The 19,659-nt window shown below is 36.8% G+C and carries 20 protein-coding genes and 5 pseudogenes; all 25 read right to left on the bottom strand.

Translation table 11 applies throughout. The features are described from left to right. Positions 1-27 precede the first annotated feature (27 nt). Positions 28-1,503, bottom strand: a pseudogene (locus AABM58_RS06035) (recombinase family protein). A 10-nt stretch (positions 1,504-1,513) separates the two neighbouring features. Beyond that, complete coding sequence (locus AABM58_RS06030) at positions 1,514-1,945, bottom strand: DUF2924 domain-containing protein (RefSeq protein ID WP_338406651.1); 432 nt, start codon at positions 1,943-1,945, stop codon at positions 1,514-1,516. Between the two features lie 4 nt (positions 1,946-1,949). After that, positions 1,950-2,195 (bottom strand): annotated as a pseudogene (locus AABM58_RS06025) (ankyrin repeat domain-containing protein); the annotation flags it as partial. 76 nt (positions 2,196-2,271) lie between these two features. Next, entirely contained in the window at positions 2,272-3,519 is a 1,248-nt protein-coding gene (ltrA, locus tag AABM58_RS06020; RefSeq protein ID WP_338405985.1) for a group II intron reverse transcriptase/maturase, read from the bottom strand. A 43-nt stretch (positions 3,520-3,562) separates the two neighbouring features. Beyond that, positions 3,563-3,685 carry a hypothetical protein gene (locus AABM58_RS06015; RefSeq protein ID WP_338405986.1) on the bottom strand — a complete coding sequence of 41 codons (123 nt, stop codon included), beginning with the start codon at positions 3,683-3,685 and terminating at the stop codon, positions 3,563-3,565. Between the two features lie 386 nt (positions 3,686-4,071). Then, positions 4,072-4,317: pseudogene (locus AABM58_RS06010) on the bottom strand (ankyrin repeat domain-containing protein); the annotation flags it as partial. 38 nt (positions 4,318-4,355) lie between these two features. Then, on the bottom strand, positions 4,356-5,057 hold the full coding sequence (locus AABM58_RS06005) for an ankyrin repeat domain-containing protein (RefSeq protein ID WP_338406650.1): 702 nt from the start codon (positions 5,055-5,057) through the stop codon (positions 4,356-4,358). Between the two features lie 166 nt (positions 5,058-5,223). Further along, positions 5,224-6,390 carry a phage tail protein gene (locus AABM58_RS06000; RefSeq protein ID WP_338406649.1) on the bottom strand — a complete coding sequence of 389 codons (1,167 nt, stop codon included), beginning with the start codon at positions 6,388-6,390 and terminating at the stop codon, positions 5,224-5,226. 278 nt (positions 6,391-6,668) lie between these two features. Next, positions 6,669-7,469: a baseplate assembly protein gene (locus tag AABM58_RS05995; RefSeq protein WP_338406648.1), complete on the bottom strand. Its 801-nt coding sequence runs from the start codon at positions 7,467-7,469 to the stop codon at positions 6,669-6,671. Positions 7,470-7,471: 2 nt separating this feature from the next. After that, a complete protein-coding gene (locus AABM58_RS05990; RefSeq protein WP_264376986.1) occupies positions 7,472-7,807 on the bottom strand; it encodes a GPW/gp25 family protein in 336 nt (111 codons plus the stop codon). A gap of 2 nt (positions 7,808-7,809) precedes the next feature. Then, the gene (locus tag AABM58_RS05985; protein WP_038250997.1) at positions 7,810-8,064 is read right to left on the bottom strand and encodes a PAAR domain-containing protein; all 255 of its coding nucleotides are present in this window, start codon (positions 8,062-8,064) and stop codon (positions 7,810-7,812) included. Next, on the bottom strand, positions 8,061-8,525 hold the full coding sequence (locus AABM58_RS05980; RefSeq protein WP_338406647.1) for a phage baseplate assembly protein V: 465 nt from the start codon (positions 8,523-8,525) through the stop codon (positions 8,061-8,063). Before AABM58_RS05980 ends, AABM58_RS05985 begins: the two co-directional genes overlap by 4 nt. Next, a complete protein-coding gene (locus AABM58_RS05975; RefSeq protein ID WP_338406646.1) occupies positions 8,512-8,988 on the bottom strand; it encodes a hypothetical protein in 477 nt (158 codons plus the stop codon). The genes AABM58_RS05980 and AABM58_RS05975 overlap by 14 nt, the downstream gene beginning before the upstream one ends. Then, the gene (locus tag AABM58_RS05970) at positions 8,985-9,497 is read right to left on the bottom strand and encodes a phage tail protein (RefSeq protein WP_410529779.1); all 513 of its coding nucleotides are present in this window, start codon (positions 9,495-9,497) and stop codon (positions 8,985-8,987) included. Before AABM58_RS05970 ends, AABM58_RS05975 begins: the two co-directional genes overlap by 4 nt. Beyond that, the gene (locus AABM58_RS05965; protein ID WP_114517895.1) at positions 9,490-9,807 is read right to left on the bottom strand and encodes a head-tail joining protein; all 318 of its coding nucleotides are present in this window, start codon (positions 9,805-9,807) and stop codon (positions 9,490-9,492) included. The genes AABM58_RS05970 and AABM58_RS05965 overlap by 8 nt, the downstream gene beginning before the upstream one ends. Before the next feature lie 96 nt (positions 9,808-9,903). Continuing rightward, positions 9,904-10,908, bottom strand: coding sequence for a major capsid protein (locus AABM58_RS05960; protein WP_338406645.1), 1,005 nt, complete (start codon positions 10,906-10,908; stop codon positions 9,904-9,906). 32 nt (positions 10,909-10,940) lie between these two features. Then, complete coding sequence (locus AABM58_RS05955) at positions 10,941-11,309, bottom strand: head decoration protein (RefSeq protein WP_265016608.1); 369 nt, start codon at positions 11,307-11,309, stop codon at positions 10,941-10,943. Between the two features lie 67 nt (positions 11,310-11,376). Then, positions 11,377-12,411, bottom strand: a pseudogene (locus tag AABM58_RS05950) (S49 family peptidase). Continuing rightward, positions 12,411-13,808, bottom strand: a complete 1,398-nt coding sequence (locus AABM58_RS05945; protein ID WP_338406644.1) for a phage portal protein — start codon at positions 13,806-13,808, stop codon at positions 12,411-12,413. The pseudogene AABM58_RS05950 and the gene AABM58_RS05945 overlap by 1 nt, the downstream one beginning before the upstream one ends. After that, complete coding sequence (locus tag AABM58_RS05940; RefSeq protein ID WP_174516715.1) at positions 13,809-14,033, bottom strand: gpW family head-tail joining protein; 225 nt, start codon at positions 14,031-14,033, stop codon at positions 13,809-13,811. Then, positions 14,023-15,861: a phage terminase large subunit family protein gene (locus AABM58_RS05935; RefSeq protein WP_338406643.1), complete on the bottom strand. Its 1,839-nt coding sequence runs from the start codon at positions 15,859-15,861 to the stop codon at positions 14,023-14,025. Before AABM58_RS05935 ends, AABM58_RS05940 begins: the two co-directional genes overlap by 11 nt. Beyond that, positions 15,858-17,324: pseudogene (locus AABM58_RS05930) on the bottom strand (ankyrin repeat domain-containing protein). The gene AABM58_RS05935 and the pseudogene AABM58_RS05930 overlap by 4 nt, the downstream one beginning before the upstream one ends. Positions 17,325-17,338: 14 nt before the next feature. Then, on the bottom strand, positions 17,339-17,821 hold the full coding sequence (locus AABM58_RS05925) for a hypothetical protein (RefSeq protein ID WP_264337554.1): 483 nt from the start codon (positions 17,819-17,821) through the stop codon (positions 17,339-17,341). Between the two features lie 7 nt (positions 17,822-17,828). Next, a complete protein-coding gene (locus tag AABM58_RS05920) occupies positions 17,829-19,049 on the bottom strand; it encodes a DNA modification methylase (RefSeq protein WP_338406642.1) in 1,221 nt (406 codons plus the stop codon). Positions 19,050-19,158: 109 nt separating this feature from the next. After that, entirely contained in the window at positions 19,159-19,614 is a 456-nt protein-coding gene (locus AABM58_RS05915) for a crossover junction endodeoxyribonuclease RuvC (protein WP_149168970.1), read from the bottom strand. Positions 19,615-19,659: the final 45 nt, after the last annotated feature.

Raw genomic sequence — 19,659 nt, 5'->3', positions numbered from 1 at the left:
TTTTTCATATTGTTGTTTTTATAAACGTTACGATGCTAAGCCGTAAAATTTCTTCAATTGCTCACCCCAAAGCATCGGTATTTCCCTTAATTCAGCTAACTTCAAATCTCTTGGCTGCCTCCCCTTTACTATGTCTTCCTTTATTTTTGGAGCTAAATAATTTAATCTTAAAATTTGCTGTATACGTCTTGTACCTATATTAATTTTGGCACTTAGCTCTTTTATATTTGCGTATTTTCCTTCCTCTAGTTGCCGTTTCCACAGGTAGGCTCTTACCACTGTTTTCAGTAGCGCATTATTTGTTTTTCCTTCTGGCTCTACTACTGTACATTTGTTTCCTTTCTTTTTTATTGGTATAAATTCTATCTTATCCTCTGAACTCACTTCTATTCCATCCTCTCTTACCATTACTCCCTTTATTAACTTTTTCACTACTTCTTTCTGCTTTCCAAAACTTAGATTTCTCTACTCTTCTTCCCATTTTTCATATAGCTGTTCAGCTTTCTTCATCACTTCTTTTTCCACTTCTCCAGCAATTATTGTTCTGTTCACTGATCCACAATCCTTCCCCCTTAAATGGTTATTGCACACATAATATCGGTACCTTTTATTTTCCTTTTTTGCATAGGTCAACGTCATATTTACATCACAGCTCTTGCACTTTATTATCCCCTTTAGTAGCGCTTCCTCATATTTTGCTTTTCTATATGGCTGATTCTTTATTAATTCTTGCGCTTTTTGCCATTTTTCTTGTTCTATTATTGCCTCATGCTTCCCTTCATATTGCTTCTCATAATGTCTGATTTTTCCCATATATGTTGGATTTGTTATTATTCTCCTTACCGTGGCCTTTTTAAAGATATCTGATTTTGTTCGGTACCCTTGGCTATTTAACTCTCTTGCCAGTTCTGCCATTGATTTCAGCTCCATGTACCTATCAAATATATGTTTCACCGTCTTTGCTTCTTTTTCATTTATTATTAATTCTTTATCTTTCACATCATACCCTAGCGGCAAAGTTCCACCCATCCATAACCCCTGCTCCTTTGATGTTGCTATTTTATTTTTTACTCTCTCTACTATCATCTCTCTTTCTAACTGTGCTGCTCCTGATAACACTGTTTGTACAAACTTTCCCATTGGCGTATTATTATCAAATATCTGCGTTACTGCTACAAAATTTACTCTATGCCTTCTAAAAAATGACGTTACTTCGATGCTGTCTTTTGTTTCTCTCGAGAGCCTATCTAGCGTATATACTACCACACAATCTACTTCTCCTCCTTTAACATCTTCAAACAATTCCTTTATCGCTGGTCTTTCTAAATTTTTCCCTGAATATCCGCCATAATCGTACCTTTTTGCCAATGCTACCCAGCCTTCTCTGCTCTTTATGTACTTTTCACATGCTACTCGCTGGGCATCAAGACTGTTAAACTTTTGTTCTAGCCCATCCTCATTTGATTTTCTTGTATATATCGCACACCTTACTTCTTTTAGCATTTTATTCTCTTCAATTTTCATTTTTATCACGCATACCGAATAATAAAGGTCCGTTGTAGCTCATTCCCATTATTTTCCCGGCTACTGCTGATAATGATGTGAAAAATTCTTCTCGGTAGATTAAACCCTTATCTGTTACCATTACTGTATGAGTCTCTTCCCCTCTCTCTAGTATTAATTCTGTCCCTTCTACTGGTAATTTGTCGCTACTTATTCTCTTTCCCCTTTCTAGCCGATCTGCCAGATACTCTAGTCTTTTTGTTCCCTTTCTTGACATTTCTCCATACGCTTTTTCCTGCATTCTATAAGCTAATCTCGGTATCAGATATTTCTTTGAGTATCTAGGCGCTTCTTCCCCAAATACCTTCTTCCATATTCTTCTCAACTCTACCAACGCTTTTTTCTCTAAATTCATTACCTTCTTTTCTATTTCTTTCTCCATGCTTTTAGCCTCTCATAGAAGATTTCCTACTTTGCTGTTCAAATAACTTTTCAATTCTGTCTGTTTCTTTCTTTAATACCTCGGTTATCTTTTTGCTATTTTTAGCATAATCCATCGCTATCATTCCAAATTTATCCGCTTGCTCTATTTCTCCTCCAGCTTTTACCAGCTCCTCCACTATTTCTTTTTCACCTACCATGCACGCAAGGTGTAGAGGTATGCATTTATTTCCATATTCCTCAGCATTCAGGAGAGTAGACCAGTGGAACTTCCCCACCAGTCTCTCGCAAAACTGTACGTAAACCTCTCGATTTATACAGCTTCCATTATTCAGCCTTTTGGCCTAACCCTAGTGTCCAGTGATAGAAAATATCCGGAGACCTCTTTCTCACCTTTCCTAGAAATTGTCTTGCTAGTCTTCCGTGACTCCTGAGTCTCTTATATTTCCTTTTCACCCACTTTTCTAGATGCCGCTCTATATTCTTTAGAGATTTGTATACTTCAGTTCTGTAAAATTTGCCATAGTACTGATACCAGCCTCTGACTATTGGATTTACTTTTCCTGATATCTCCTCTAATGTTATATGCGTATTTCGTAGCATTTTCCATGACCTTATGGTTGTAGTAATCTTTTTCTTGGCCTTGTTGCTAATTGCTGGAAGAAATGAAACAAAATACTTCCCTATTTTATTTCTTGCTAACCTGGGTCTGAATGTGTAACCCAGAAAATTAAAACTTTGTTTAGGAAATTCACCACTCCTATTGTCATCCTTACAGTACACTATCTGTGTCTTTTCAGGATGCAATTTCAACTTATACTCAGCCAATCTTTCTTCGATCATTACTTTCACAAACTCTGCCTGTTTCTCTGTTCTGCAGTGCACTATCGCATCATCCACATACCTCTCAAATGGTACTGTCGGGTAGTTCTTTTTCATCCATATATCAAACACATGATGCATGAATATATTAGAGATGATTGGGCTAACTGAACCTCCTTGCGGAACTCCTTTATCCCTAACTACCTTACTGCCATCTGCTTGCTGAATGGGGGCTTTCATCCACCTCTCAACATACAGTATGACCCATTTGCAGTCTGTGTGCTTTTTGATAGCTTGCAATGCCAAGCCGTGGTCCAAATTGTCGAAAAATCCAGATATATCAAGATCTATCGTCCAATCGTACCTCCAGCATCTTTTACGAGCTGTATCTACCGCATCCAGTGCAGACTTATTTGGTCTATAACCATATGAATCCTCATGAAATTTTGGTTCTACCAGCGGCTCTAGATACATAGCAGCAGCCGTTTGCCCTATCCTGTCGAATACTGAAGGAACACATAAAATTCTTTGCCCTCCTGTATCTTTTGGTATCGCAACAGCTTTTACCGGCTCTGGAAAATAACTTCCGGATGACATCCTATTCCATAGTTTGTACAGATTATCTTTTAGATTTTCTTCAAACTTTGTTATCGAAACCTCATCCACACCAGCCGCACCTTTATTTTTCGATACTTGTTTATAAGCCCTACAAATAAGTTGCTTTGGTATATCAAAAGACTTTGTTTTATTCATTAACTCCTCCCTTTCGGTTGATACATAATTAAAACTGAATAACTCAGCTCCTTCGCTCCATTTCCATTACAGAAACTTCTTCACTACTACGAGCTGATCCGCCCCTGTTTTTCGCATCGGTACTCTCATCCTTAGAGTTTAGCTCCTTGGATTTCTCCCTTATCATCGAAACGACAGGTTCCCGTAGTTCCACACAATAGCCTGAAATAGATTCATGCCACCTTTATGCCGGACGCCATCTATCCAGTAAACAAGCTCCCGATAGATTTATCCCAGGTTACAAACGACCCCCTGGTTTTGACGTCATTTAAAAGGTTTCGACACTTCATCAGTGGTTCACTTTCGTTCATCTCTCTATTCCTTACATGACATATAATTATGCCTTTTCCATAACGCTCACTACCTTGGCTCTTTACCAAAGCAGCTTATGGTTGTTTGAAGCCTGCTCTTGTAAACCGGCTCCGAGGGACCTACCCTCATCTACTGTGCAGCTTTTGCACTTAGTTTGCTCTTACTTGAACATTCTTTGTGTCTCTACGGCACACCCTCTGCTCCTGATTTTATCAATTCCCTCACGATTTCTAGACGTTTCTCCGTTACCGCTAGGTGCAGTGCTGTGTATCCTTTCACATCTGCTGCATTCACATTCACTCCTTTTTCAACTAATAACTTCACTGTTTTTACTTCTACTGCATAATGCAGAGCTGTTCTTTCCTTCTCGTCTCTTTCATAAATATTTTCATATGAGTTCTCTAATAATTCTTTTGCTGACCTATTAAATTTGCCAAGCTTTAACATAATCCACCTCACCTTTTCTTTAAATTTAAATCCCTCTTTTAAACCTTCCTTTTCGCTACCTCATCTATCATTTCGTTCACTTGGCTCATTATTTTGCTTGCTAAATTTTTACATTCTTTCTTTATTAGCGATTTGTCTCTCTTCCTTATTTCTCCTATCTCTATTATTTTTAGCTCCGGCATGTAGCTTCCATTCAACATGTCTGCTATTTCTCCCACTAGCCTCTCTATTCCATAGCACGTCAGTTCTCTACTTTTTGTTATTCCTCCTTTTTCTCTCAAAAATTTACTCGCCTTTTCACTCTCTTTGCTATCACATAGACGATACTTTTCACTTTCCCAGATGTAATACATTGGTGTTGCACCATACTTATTCAGTTGATTAACTTCAGCTCCTGCCTTTACTAGCTCTTTTATTATTTCAACTCCTGCTCCTCCTATTTTGCACGCAGAGTGCAGTGGCGTACATCCAGTAACATATTGAGTGGCATTTACTTCTGCTCCTTCTCTTAGCAGTACTTTTACATTTTCTAAACTTTTTGCGAATACTGCACAGTGCAGAGGTGTATAACCATTTTTATCTCTTGCATTAACCTCTGCCCCTTTTTTTATTAATAATCTCACTGTTTTGTAATCGGAGATTTCTACTGCTTGATGCAAGATCGTTTCTCCTTCTTCATTTCTTTTATTAATATCGTTACTTGATACTTCTTTAAAAAACTTACTCTTGCTAAAACTCATTTCATACCTCACAAAATTAGCTTTTCTAGCGCCAGATAAATTTCTTATGTTTACCTGCTGCTATTCAAGTCATGTCCTTTTTAGCATGAGAAAGCAAGTCCGTTTTTTTATTTCATACACTTTTACCTATTATTAATATAATATATGAGTATCTAAATATAAGTACTTAACTTATTATAGATATTATTCGACTATCTTTCCAACTTCTGTGCAAATGTCGATGTTCATGCCACTTCAGTACTCCCGGGTAAAATACTAAAATGTGCTTTTCTAATTCGTGTATTGAGTCTTTTTGCTCTGAATCCAAATCATTTTTATAGTAAACGTTGTGTTCTGCTAAAACATATTTTCTGACCTTCTGATCTGTATAATTTTCTACTTTATAGTTGTGAGTAACGCTAAATCTTTCTAAAATTGGCTTATGTTTTAAATTCCAATATTGCCCTGAAAGTTTATCGCTTCCCAATACAAATTTATTTCCTCTTTCTTCTACGCTACTTACTGGAAAGCACGTATTTATGTCTCCTAAATCCCAACTGTCTGATAATACTATCTGCGCTTTTGCAAATTTAATCGATGGTAATAAACTCTGTGGTAATGGATATAGTGCTTTTAAGTTGTACCACAAATGATCTCTTTCATAGATGCCTTTATAATCCCTTGTGTGAGGCTCGGTTTCTCCAAGGATTGCTACATCTAGGCGATATATATCATTGCTTAAAGCTCGTTCATAATGATCGCGTAGATAGTTTTCTATAATCCTAATAACTGGACCACTAGACCTGAAAAAATTTACTCTTCCAAATGATAACACTGGTCCATCTTTTTCTATTTTTACCCCTGAATAATCAGAAAGAAGATCTCCAAATAAACTCTCATCCAATATAAATCTCTGCACATTATAATAATCGTTAAAAATCCTCATCAATCTGGATCTTACAGGCAGTGATAGTTTTGCCAGCTCTACTACTGCATCCACGAAGAAGTCATTTGGTACCTCTTTTATCCCTACTTGCAACTCAAAAAAGTGTTTACCGGGTGGCTCTTCAATAATTGTAATATCTTCTATATTTGCCCATTTTAATGCTATTTTTAGTGATGCTGGAGTTCCTCTCAGTCTTTGAAATTTTACTCCTTCTACTACGGCTTTTCTTTTATCCTTTATCCAACGTAGTATTTCCCCCAATTCATATTCCTCAATCAACCACGGCAATGTTTCTTCTTTAAGATTAAACTTAAATCCTTTGATACAGCTTGGATCAACCTTATAATCTATTGCATCAACCAGTGCTTGCTCTTGCTTTGTTGCGTTTGGCGGTAATAAACTTTTCATTTGTCTTTTCTTTCAAGTTGCTTTAATTTCCTTTATTTAGGTAGCTTATGAGTAAGCAAGAGATCATTGCAGAACTGATCAAAAATAAAGATGTTCTTAATATCAAAAACACTTTCCTTAATATTTGACCATATTATCCATACTTTAAAAAACAAATTACAACTTCTGGAAGAAAATCAATACTTTCCTCTCCCTAACATTGGATCCAGTAAACCTTAAACCACTTATTGCACGCAATCCCCTCACTGGTACGATTCCACAAAACAAAAAAATACGTTTTAAATCCTATCTAACTTGACGTAGCCAAGCACTGCACACTCATTCCCCAGAACCACAACATCCTCTCTTGGCTCGATTAATTCTACGTTTTCTACACCCTCTACAAACAAATTTGCTATTATCCAAGATCTTGTAACATTCCATCCCAGCCTTCTATTTGCTTCAAACTTCTTAATGAACTGCTTCTTGATTTCCTCCTTCGATATTACAGGACTTATGCTCATTCTGCTGTGAATATCTATTTCCGTAATATTGCAACCAATTACTGTTACTGTATCTGTTAAAACCCTTATATCATCTCTAGTAACCTGCTTTTTTACAATTTCAAGTAGCTCTTCTGAAGCTATGCCAGTTGTGGATAATTGTGTTGATAAGATTGAAATTTGTACTTTCCCTGGTATAGTTGATTCCACTAGTGCATCTTTTACTCTACTATCTGCTGACAGTGCATGATATTTATAATATTCCTTACTTCCTCCTGTTGACCAACCTGCTATTTTTGCTTTTACCCTCTTTCTAAATCTTTCATCCTCTTCTTCTTTTTGTCTTTCCACTCCATAAAACTCAGCTAAGTTATCAAGATCTTCTCCCGTTGCAAATTTAAGTAAATTACCCTTTACAGCTTCGTTTATCCTTTGTCTGAGTAAAAGTTCTCGCCATGCTGCTACCTCCAGAACTTTCACTGCTGGATCCGATTCTACTAATCCTGAAAAGGTTTCATCTCTACGGACTAACTCTTCTTTCATTCTTGAAAATATTTCCTCGAAATTTGGCTTTTCTACAATATTTAGCTGCTGCATCTTTAAACTACAATTTCATCAAAATGAATGTTTTTCCCGCTTGGTAAGTATAATCCTTCTAGGTCAAGCGTTACTTTTCCTTCTTTCACCTCTGTCATTTTTACTTTTTCTAGCTTAAATCTTTCCTCCCACCTTTGTAGAGCTTCTGCTACTGCTGAATAGATTTCCAAAGTTAAATCTCTATTTATTGGCTTATCTACTAATTCAAATAGTCTTGACCCATAATCTCTCCTCATTATTCTACTGTTAATAGGAGTGGTCAGTATATCAATTATCGACTGCTTTAAGTGCTCTATTCCTTCTAACGTTTTTCCTGTTTTAGCATCCATACCCTTCATTTCTATTTTGCAAAGACGCTTTCACTGCCTTTTATTACTTTAAACCCACATGAAACTATATCTCCTACTCTTCCTACACTAAGACCATTTGCAAACACTGTTTTTGATCCTTGAATCATTACTTTTCCTTCACTAAAACTGTCTCCTTGTCTACATATTGACTTACCGTTTACAAAAACATTATTACTTCCGCTAATGCAGAAATGTGGTATAGCTTCTCCACAGTAGTCTCCTAACCTCACTATTCCTTTGTTCAATTTAAGTCGATCCTTTCTGCTTTCAGTTTTATTCCACTTTTTGTCATTTCTATACTTGATCCCCCAACTTTCAGTGTTATTTTGTCTACTACTTCAATCTCTAAATGATGTTTATCTTTATCGTATGACAACTTTGTTCCATCTTGAAATGTTAAGCTACTCACCTCTTTTTTATTTTCTGGTGCAGAGTACTTGTGTTGATATATTCCAGGAAGTACTACTCCTAAAGATAATTCTCCCAGCGGGGAAAGTATAACTACTTGCTCATCAATATCTGGCGGAGACCAATTTCTATCTTTTCCTGCTTTGCTCGTTATCCATGGCAACCAATCTGTTAAAAATTCTCCTATTTTAACTCTTACTTTTGCTTTTTCATAATCTATTTCTTTTACAACTCCTATACGAATAACGTTTGCTAGCTTCCTATTCAGCTCTGAAATCGCAAAACTATGATCCAACATTTATATTTCCTACGTTTATTGTATGTGGCTTAATTTTTCCCTCTAACCAGACTGATTCTCCCACATGCAGATAGTGGACCCATTCAATCAACCACACTAAATATGCATCAAGTTCTGGCCTAAAATCATCTCCTCCTCCTGATATAAATTCTCCTGGTGAAACATTTTCCACATTCCAAGTATTTTTATTCACTACTCTTGCTACTTCTGCTGCTAATGTTCTGACAATAATAGCTGCATTTTCTATTGTGCTATCAATCACAATTCGTGCTTCAAATCTTGCTTTCAGTGCTAATTCTTCTGTTCCTGGATCTTTTCCCGATTCTAAACTCACAAGCTCTACAAATAACGCTGGCGCTAATAATTCTTTCCTTATCGATGGATAAATTTCACAAGTTTGAATTGCTGGTATTTCTTTCTTCAGCGTAGTGCAGATTGCGTTATGCAAATCTTTAAAATTCATATATTTCTTGTAATATCACGTTCAAAGAACTTTTCAAACACTTCCTCAACCTCATAATTAACAAGATTCCCTATTATCCTTGAAGCCTCAGGTTCGAGTGACAATTTAACTTCCTTTATTGGCAATGCTGCTCTTCCTTCACGTTTAAACATACCGCTATTTCCTTTTGGCATAACTGCTGCAAATCCTCCTATAAACTCATGCTTTCCTACTTTCGATCCTCTTCTTGTTTTTTGTATTTTACCAATTGTCGATGCTCTAATGTCATAGAGATTTGCTCTAATTAACACTTCTAATCTGCTAGTTTTTGCCTTAAAAATTCTTAATCTCTTTCTTATCAAACTTAATTTTATTCTCTTTTCATCACTGATTTCCTTAGCTGCTTGCGCTTTTAACCATAGTGCCGTTTTGTTTAACGCTTTTATAGCTGCCAGTTTTATTTTCTGCTCTTTTCTTTCAATATTGGAGATTATTTCATTAATATTGTTACTAATTTTAATATCAAACACTTTCTATTGCTTCAATTTTCCATATTTCACTCGAAGAATCTTTTAACGGTGGTTCAAAAATCTTGTAGAACCTTTTTTCAATCTTGATATAATCGCCTATGCTAAAGGAAGTAACGTCCTGATCACGTATTTCTACAGAAGCAATTTGCTGAGTTAATGCTCCATCTGCACCTAGAGAGTACGTAGTCTCAGGACGTTTTATTAGCACTTTTATTCTACGAATACCCTCCTTATTTCGATTACAATATATGGCTTCCACTCCTAGATGCTTAAAACAATCCTCCAATAATCGCTTAATATTCTCTTGCATATTTCTTTTTGATATACTAACCTTTACATGCTAAGAAAGCGCATACCGGTAGAGTCGTTCTGTGCCTCACCAACTTGTAATTACTCTACCAGTATGTTATGCTATAGCGACTTTTACTAATACGCCAGGTCTATGGCACATTGGCAGAGGATTTGACTGCGTATGTAAATCAGTTCCTCTATCAAACCTCCTTGGTTCTTGTTTTGCATAGAGTGGCTGTCCAAGAGTATTTACTGTCTCATTAAAGTCTGCTGGTGCAAAATATGTTGTAAATGTGCTCGCTGTTCCTAGTGGAAAACAGTGCCCTGTATCTTTCTCAATAAATCTTCTAACCGTTCCTTCAGGGTCAGTTGCTTGCCCTCTATATTCCTCAAACGTTATGCCACAAAATGTAAACCCTGACCTCATATCATTTCGAAGTGCTGCTCCTTCTTGCCATCTTTCATATGCTTCTTTTACTTTTGCATGAGAAGTTAGTGCATCAAAAAACTCAGGGCTTACCAAGGCATGAATTCCAGTCATATATTCACCACTTAGGTTATCTTCTATATGCCGCAATACTTCCAGACACTTACGTTTTACATCTGTTGTTGCTGTTCCAAGGGCAAAATTTACTACTTTTGGTGTAATTTCAAATTCGTTGTACAGATTTAATAATTCTGACCCGTCAGCATCTAAAATTATTCCTTTCAGCGCTCCCATTCGTAAATGCTCTAATGTTATTGCGTGTTTGTTTCTCATTAGCTGTAAATGGTCAGTTATTACATCTGCCAGCGCTTTCAGTTCACTTTCTGATCCAAATGCCCTTATTCCCTGTACTTCCTCTGGTAACACTACATCATCATGCGGAATATGTGGAATCGTAAATGTTCTTACCTTTCTTTTTCCTCTTTTTCCTACTGTTGCTGGCGCCCCTGGTACTTGCGTTGGTAATAAACTTAATACTCCGTTGTGTTCTTCTATGGTAATATGTCTAAATCTTACTGACCTACTTGGAAACAAATTTAGATTTTCAACTCGTCCATGATTTATCGGCAATATATTCATCGCATTTGTTAGTGCCGTCATGCTAAATGCTGTATTTGTAAATGGATTTTGCATTTTTTCTCTCCTTTTTTTCCTATTAATTTTAGTTAAATTCCCTTGCGGACAATGATCCCTCGTGCTTCAAGTTGCTTTATTGCTGCAGCTTTCTGCTCTTCAGTGATATTTGCTGGCCACACAATTGCATGATCTGCTAGTATTGCACCACGAGTAATAATTACTGCTTTAGCATTTTCTGTCGCATTTACATCACTTACTACTGCACCTATCGCTGTTTGTGTACCATCTGTGGCAGTTGGATTTATTATCTTAACCATGCTATCTTTATCGAGAGCCACTACTGTACCAAGCTTTAGGTTCTGCCCTTTTGCTACTGTTATCTGATCTCTTGAATATAGACTTGATGTCTCATACTTTAATAAGTCACCCAGATTATTTTGTTCGCTTATACAACTCATAAATTTCTCTCCTTAACTGCTTACCGCCGCTTTTATCAATGCTATATACGGCGGCTATAAAAATACTTTAACTCCTACGACTTCTTGCTACCTGTATCATTAAATCTTCTCCTGAATTCTGTGGTATTGTACTCAAAATCTCTGTCTTCTTCGTTCTCTCTGCAAGTAATTCCATTAAAACTTCCCTGGCTTGCTCAACACTTACGCCCTGCTCTATAAATTCTCCTATTTTCTCTGGCACCTTTGACAAATTGCATAAACGTATTAATTCAAGAACTTCAGTACGATACTTAGTTAAATTATCAGTTTTTAGGTCAGTTGTAGTTTGTTCATTCATAGTATTTTCTCCTTTGTTAATAAATTCACAAAATGTTGTTATTCCATCGGCAAGTCCCACTTCTATTGCATTCTTGCCAAAATAAAGCCCTGCTTCTGTATTTTTTATTGCTTGTACAGAAAGTCCTCTGTTACGTGCTATAAGTTCAGTCAGAATTTCATATAAGCGATTTACTTCCTACTCTAAACTTTTTAAGCTTTCTGAACTTATCGGCTCATGTGGATTTAAATCATTCTTTCTCTTGCCTGTAAAAATAGTTGTGTATTTTATTCCACATTTTTCATCAAACCCACTTTGATCTATATGACTTGCTATTACTCCTATACTCCCAACTCCTGAAGTGCGGGTGAGAAAAATCTTTTCAGCGCTAGAAGCTATAGCATATGCAGCAGAGTACGCATCATCGTTTGCTATTGCCACAATTCTCTTTTTTGCTCTTGCACTGTAGATAAAATCAGCTAAGTCGAAAATACCGTTTACTTCTCCTCCGGGACTATCTATGTCCAGTAAAATAGTCTCTATACTACTATCTTCTAATGCTTGCTTTACTTGTACTTCTATTTGCTCATATGATGTCATCCCGAGCATTTCATCAAACGCACCCGGTTTTTTAGTTAAAATTACATGAATTGGTATAATTGCAGTTCTTTCTACGTTACTTTTGATGGAGTGCTTGAGATTTTTGAAAATTGGCTGTTTTTCTTTGTATAACGATAGCAGCTCAAAACTCCTTGGTTCAAGCATTAATGGTTTTCCTAAGAGCATCATAATCCTTTACAATCAGAGTCAAACATTAAGTTGAGACTATTTGCACGCTTTTGATCTTCTGCTATTTCTTGGTCAATTTCTTCTACATCGTAACCCATTTCTGATACTACTTCTGCTCGACTCTTAAATCCATTCCTTACTGCCATTTGCTGTGCTTGCTGGTCTTTCAGTGGATCTACCCAATCAAATCCCTGTGGTATCCATTTTACATCTTTAAATATTTGATTATCTGTTGTAGAAAGCCCTCCAGATAAAGTGGCAAGTTCTAGCCATCTACTCCATACTGGTCTGCAAAATTGAAATACCATAATGTTGTGTTGCAGCATAGCACATCTACGACGAAACTCTATTAATCCTGCTCTGACTGATGAATAATTAACACCGGTTAAATCTCCTGTTAGCTGCTCATATGTTATTCCTGTACCTATTGCTATTGCCCTCAGTTGCTGTCTCATGAATGCTTCATAACTTCCTCCAACATCAGACGGCTCTGAAAATTTTATATCTTCTCCTGGGTCTAAAAGCTGCATTGTTCCTGGCTCTAAACCTGATAATGCTACTCCTTGCTCATTACTTTCACCTTCTCCTAAAATATTTGCTTCTGGATCGAGTCTCGTAATAAATCCAGCAAACATTGCTGCAGTTTTCTTTCTCACCAGCTCTGCATCATCATATTGATCAAGCTCATAAAGCTTCAGCAGTATATTAGAAAGCCAAGGCTCCCCTCTGATTTGCCCAGGTCTTAATGGTCTATAAATATGTAAAACATCATTTGCTGGCACTCTCACTGATTCACCAAACGAGCCTTCACCAGGGTGTTCTTTAAATAGGTAATATGCTTCTCTTTGCCCAAGCTTGTTAAACTCAATCCCGTTTCTTATTACATTACCATTTCCTAAAGTTTGATTTGTTTTATTATCTAAATGTTCAGACTCAAGTACTTGCAGTTGTAATGGCACAGAAAATCTATCTTCCAGCTTTCTCGTTCTTAAACGTACAAAACATTCTCCTCCCTCTATCATACTTCTGCATACTAGAGCTTGTAATCCATAAAAATCACTTATTCCACAGCTATCTGCTTCATCTGTCCATCTTAGCCATAATTCTTGCACTTTCTTTCTAAATTCTGCATTCTTTGCTTTTGATTGCGGTTTTATTCCTGTTCCAATAGAGTTACTTACTATTGTATCAATGATATTTGCTGCATATGGATTTTTTCTTACCATATCCCGAGAGCGGCTACGTAAGTGCCCAAGGCTCTGAGAAAGTAAATTATTTATGCTTCCTAACTCTGGTTGAAAGTGAAAAAATCTTCTTCCTGAGCCTGCTGCATCCCATGCAGAGCTTTTTATCTTTGGTTTGTTAAATAATTGCTTGAAGGTTTTGAGCAGCATTTATAAAATTCCTTTACTCGTTGAAAAAACAATTTTCCTCTTTGGCCTCATGCCTGCAACTTTTAACCCCGCTTTTATTCGTTGCCTGAGCTCCAATAAATCCTTTATTTGAACTTCCCCGTACCGCACAACATGGTCACCATATGCAATTGAGACAACTCTTTCTCCGCTTTGCAGTTTTTGAATTGCTTTCTCAACTTGAGTTAAATATTTTTCACTGTACATTTTGATTACCAAGCCACTTACTCTGTCTTACTTTTTTAGGCTTTTTGCTTTCCATTTTTCCACTCAAACTATTCCATTTACTCTCTGGCCAACGATCAATTCCAAGCGCAATAGATGCTGCTCTCGCATAAATTCGGCAATCCAGTACTTCATTTCTTTCTCTTACCTTTTGCCACTCTTGTTTGGTGTATCCTTTTACCACTTTGCTGACTAATTGCTCTGCCGTTAGCTGCTTAAAATATTCAGGTGCATACTCCGGAAAATGACAATATCCTGGCGGTGTTTCTTCACCATCTTTTAAAATATTAAGTAATTGAAAAAGCTCTGACTTTAATATCGATACTCCTACTGGCCAGAGCTTTATTCCTCTCTTTAGCTTTTGGCCACCAACTGTTATATCTACTCTACTTGGGCTGCTAAGTGGCACTAGAGCTTTATTTACACCTTTGACTGCCATTACTCTTCCAGAGCCCTGATGACCTCTTACCCAGTTGTATACTTCCTGCGTTGCATACCCTGCATCAACCGCCATCATGCTTATCATATATTCAAGCCCATTTTCACCGATAAAATGATGATTTAACAGCTCTGAAAGCTTTTTCCATACTTCTCCACTTCCTGTATCTCCTTCAAATACTCGGTAGTCTATTGACCAACTTTCACGGCTTTTTCCCCATGCTACAACTTCTACTTCTAACCGATCTTTTTGGACATCTACTCCTGCTGTGAGAACCACTTCACCTTTTGGTACTGTGCCTACGGGAAAAAATTCTCTTCTGTTGAATAATTGCTTCCAGTCTGGTACTTCTCCCTTATCTACCCAGGTTTCTCCAAGCGTTGTGTTGATCCAAACTTTCAGTAATTGTTCACTTTCCTTTGCATGCAGAAAATCCTCTACTGCTTGTTGCCAACTATACCACCCAACTGGGCTATAAAGACTTGAAAGGTGAAATCCTATTACTTTGCTATTGTGTACTTGATTTGTAGCTCTCCATTCTCCACGGTCTAGCATCTCTGTCTTTTGATGATTTTCTATTTTGCCGCTACATTCAGTGCAGACATAATGTGCTGTTCTTGAGTCGTTGTTTTCCCATTTAATTTGTGACCATTTTAGAACTTGATAGTAATTACAATACGGACATGGTACAAAAAAGTACTGCTTATCTGTTGCTTCAAATTCTTTCTCAATTCTACTTATTCCATGAATCGTTGGTGTTGATACTAAAAAAATCTTTCGCCGTGCAAATGTATTAGTTCGTGCAATACTGAGCAGTACTGGATCTCCTTCACCTCCTGAATCTCCTGGATATGCATCTATTTCATCAAGAAAGAGATACTTTACTGGCATAGAGCGAAGTCCCACACTGCTGTTTGCTCCGGTTATTACTACAATTCCACCTGGAAACTCCTTACTTTGTACAGTATTGCCTGAATCTCTTGATCTTGGGTCTTTTACTTTACTTTTTAAACATGGTGTACTTTCAATCAGTGGCGCAAATCTTCCTTTTGACCAACGCTTTCCCATTTCAACTGTTGGCTGTACTACTAGCATTGGTCCTGGTGTTTGATCGATGATATAGCCAATCCAATTGTTGCCTGCTTCTGTTCCTCCAATCTGCGCTCCCTTCATAAATACTACTTTTTCAGCCTGTGAAGAAGGAGATAGTGAATCCATTATTTCTTTTAAATAAGGAGTTCTTTCCGTTCTCCACTTTCCTGGCTCTGATGCTGCAGTTGGCGCTAAAACTCGATACTCATTCGCCCACTCTGATACTTTAAGCTCTGGATCTGGTCTTAAACCTTCAGAAAAAGCTCTAGCGTATATCATTGTCTGCATCTACTCATAATTGGTTCTATCTCAATATTGTTAACAGTAGAGTTTATTCCTCCACACTCCTCCAATTCCATAAACATCTTTTTCTGAAATTCGTTTTCTATATATCTTTTGCTCATCTCACTTATCATTATTGCTATAATAAGCGCAAATATCCCTGTTATTGTTGCAAAAATGATTGCACTGCTTATTGTTGTTGCTGTTAACCCTATACATACCGCTATTGCTACTGCACTTACTGAGGTAAAAACACAGATCACATTGGTGTATTTTCTTACTTTTGCATCTCTATGTTCTATACACTATAATAAACTGGTACAGACTTGCCTATCTCGTCTGGTAATTTGATGCTCTTTTCTTTAAATAAAGTTTTTAGCAATTCTAAATTATTTGACTTGATTGCTAAGTGCAAAACAGGTGTATAGTTTGCTCCTTTTTTCAGCAATAACTTTACTACATGTAAATGCCTTTTTTCTGCAGCAAGATAAATTGGTGATAGACCTTTATTATTTACAATATCAATATTGATTTCTTCTTTTAAAATTGCATCTACAATCTCAATTTCTCCTCTTTGTGCAGCTAAATGGAGTAGACTATTCTTTTCAGAACCGTATTTATTACTCACCAAAGCCTTCTTTATCTCAGGTTTAGCGTAATCAAATGGTGTCTTGCCGCTATCGTCTTTTACCAGAGGGTCTATATCTTCTCGCGTTAGTAAAACTTCTATTGTTTTAAGTCTTTCAGCGTAATGTAGTGGTGTTTTATTTTCGTAGTCTTGCAAATTGACTTGAGCATTAGGCTCCTTTATTAAGCATTTGAGGATATCAAGACATAAGTCTCTTTCATCGTAATTAGTATTACTTACAGCTATATGCACAGGCGACAATTTCATTGAGTTTTGTCCCATGCGTGCACTATTTACATCTGCTCCTAGCTTCAGCAGTAACTTTACTATCTCCAACTTTTTATTATTAACTGCATAGTGCATTGGTGTCTGATTTCGTGCATCAAAGACATCTATTTCAGCTTTTCCTTCTCTTATCAAAATCTTTACAACTTCTGCATGTCCTATTCCTGCTGCTAGATGTAATGGAGTATGATGCAGAGCATTTCGTACATTAACGTCAACACCTTTTCTTATCAAATATCTAACTGCATTAACTTCACCTATCATTGCAGCTAAATGAAGTAAACTATCTTGCTCTGATCCATATTTATTGTTGATTAGCGCTTGTAATATTTCTGCTTTTTTCCCTTCTTTGGCGTAATCAAGAGATGTTTTACCATCATTATCTTCTATAAAAGGATTAATGTTCTTTTTCGTGAGTAACAGATCTACCATACTTAATTCATCAAACTCTATAGCGCAATGTAGTGGGGTTTTTCCGTTTAATCCTCTAACATTTACATCTAATCCAGGTTAGACACTTTATTAACTCTAAACTTAGCCATTTTATATTCAAAATCTTTCTTATATTTGAAATTTAGTGTTAGATAATTCTTGTAATGAGTTTGTAATCTCTTCAGTTAACGCCATATGAATCTTTTCAGTGTCACTCAGTGATGCAAGCAATGCTGAAACTCTATTTGGAATATTAAGTAAATTATTACGGACAACTCTTGCTACATTAAATGCATCGCGCTTTACTTCTTCTACTGCTACAAGTTCTCCTATCTCAGCCCTAGCTTTTGCCTCAAGAAGTTTACCTCGTTCCATTTCATTTTTTATTCGAGTTTTTAGCAACATCGTGGAAAGGTTACTTGTATTTTCGTTTTCTGGATTTTTCCTCCTCAGTGGCTGACTTGGATCTCTTATTGCCGCTACTGCTTCATTTGCTTGTTCTCTATTGATCAAACCATCCTCCAACTCAACTATTCCTTTCTTTACTAAATAACAGACATATTGCTTTGATACTCCTATCTCTCTTGCCCATTCTGTTTGTGTAATTTTCACTTTTTTCCTACTGTTTTTCTCCTTGAATTTCTGCAAAAGTTTTACCAGTACCGGCTAAAATGGCATCTCTTCCGGTATATATTTGCCAACGTTTTATGGTTACATCTACAAATTTTGAATCTAGCTCTATTGTTCTGCAAATTCTTCCTGTTCTCTCACATGCAATCAGTGTACTTCCAGAACCGCTAAATGGATCAAGTACTATGTCTCCTGGTCTGCTGCTGTTTACTATTGCTCTCTCCATTAGCTCTACTGGCTTCATCGTTGGATGTAGTGTATTGTGCGTTGGCTTATCATAAAACCACAGATCACTTTGATTTCTACCTCCATGCCACTCACGTTTATTGCCGCTTTTCCATCCATAGAGCATTGCTTCGTATTGTCTTTGATAATCTGATCTTCCTAGCGTAAAGTGATTCTTCGCCCAAATGATAAAAGTTGACCATTTTCCTCCCGCTTCCTCAAATGCTTTTTGCAACGTTGAAAACTCTGATGATGATGCACAGATGTAAATTGCACCTTTCGTATATGCTAAAATATGGGAACAGATGTCGTAGAGAAAAAGTTCGTACTTTTCACCTTGATTATCGTTTAATATTTTTTTCTCTTCTCTTTCCTGACTGCTACCGTAATCAACGTTATATGGAGGATCACATACGGTAATATCTGCCATTTTATTATCTAATACCGCTTTATATGATTCAACTAAAGAGCTATCACCACAATAGATTCGATGATCACCTAAAATCCATAGATCAGCTGGTTTTGTTATTTCTACTTTTTTGTCATCAACAACTAAGTCAGAAAGATCTTCTTCTTCACCATCTAAATCATCAAGAAACCGTTGAACTTTTTCCAATTCAAATCCTGTCATTTTTAAGTCAAACTGCAAATCTTCTAGCTCTTGAATTTCCACCTTCAAAAGATCATCGTCCCACTTTGCCCAATTAGCTGATTGATTGGCAAGCAGTCGAAAAGCTTTAGTTTGTGGTTCATTTAAATTATCACTGAGGACTACTGGAATACTTTCCATACCAAGTTTTCTTGCTGCTTTAAGTCTTAAATGACCATCAACCACAGTTCCATCGCTTTTTGCAACTATTGGAATACGAAAGCCGAATTCCCTGATTGAAGCACACATTCTATTTACTACGTCATCATTTTTACGTGGATTACGCTCATATTCGACCAGATTTTGAGTAGGATAATAGTGGATTGCTAAATTCATATAATTACTGTACTAATTAAAAAGTTAATATTCAAAATATCTCTGACGCTAAAGAAGGCCTGGGGTCTGACCCACCAAACCCGCCATTATGGCCGAAAGGACCCACTTTTTATGGATTTTTCATCTTATTAATATCTTTACTAATATAGAACATTAATGCCAAAGCATCGGCCTCATTATCATCTCTAGGTAAAAAACTTTTTTCACGTATCGCTTCAATAACTTCACTCTTACTTGCATTGCCTTTGCCTGTTATAAAGCGTTTTATAGTTTTAACATTAACACCTTTGTATGGCACATGATGTTCTTCACACCAAGCAGACAGAACTGCGAGAAAACCGCCATAGCAATGCGCTGCATCAGTTCCTAGATGTCTTCTCACTTCTTCAAAATACACTGCAGAAATGTCTCTCAAAGAGTTAAGCCAATTACGAAAATTCAAGAAACACATTCCACCACCACTGAAACGACTACCATGAAAACTTTTGCTTCCACTTTCAATTACTCCATCTGTCAGAATTGCCCAGCCAGTTTGCTTGCCGAGGTCTAGTGTTAGGATTGACATTTATTTGAAACTTTTGTGTTTGAAGCGCGTAGAGGTAAACTAACC

Source organism: Wolbachia endosymbiont (group A) of Longitarsus flavicornis, assembly GCF_963931955.1.
Lineage (GTDB): Bacteria > Pseudomonadota > Alphaproteobacteria > Rickettsiales > Anaplasmataceae > Wolbachia.
This window is presented reverse-complemented; position numbering and strand designations above follow the sequence as displayed.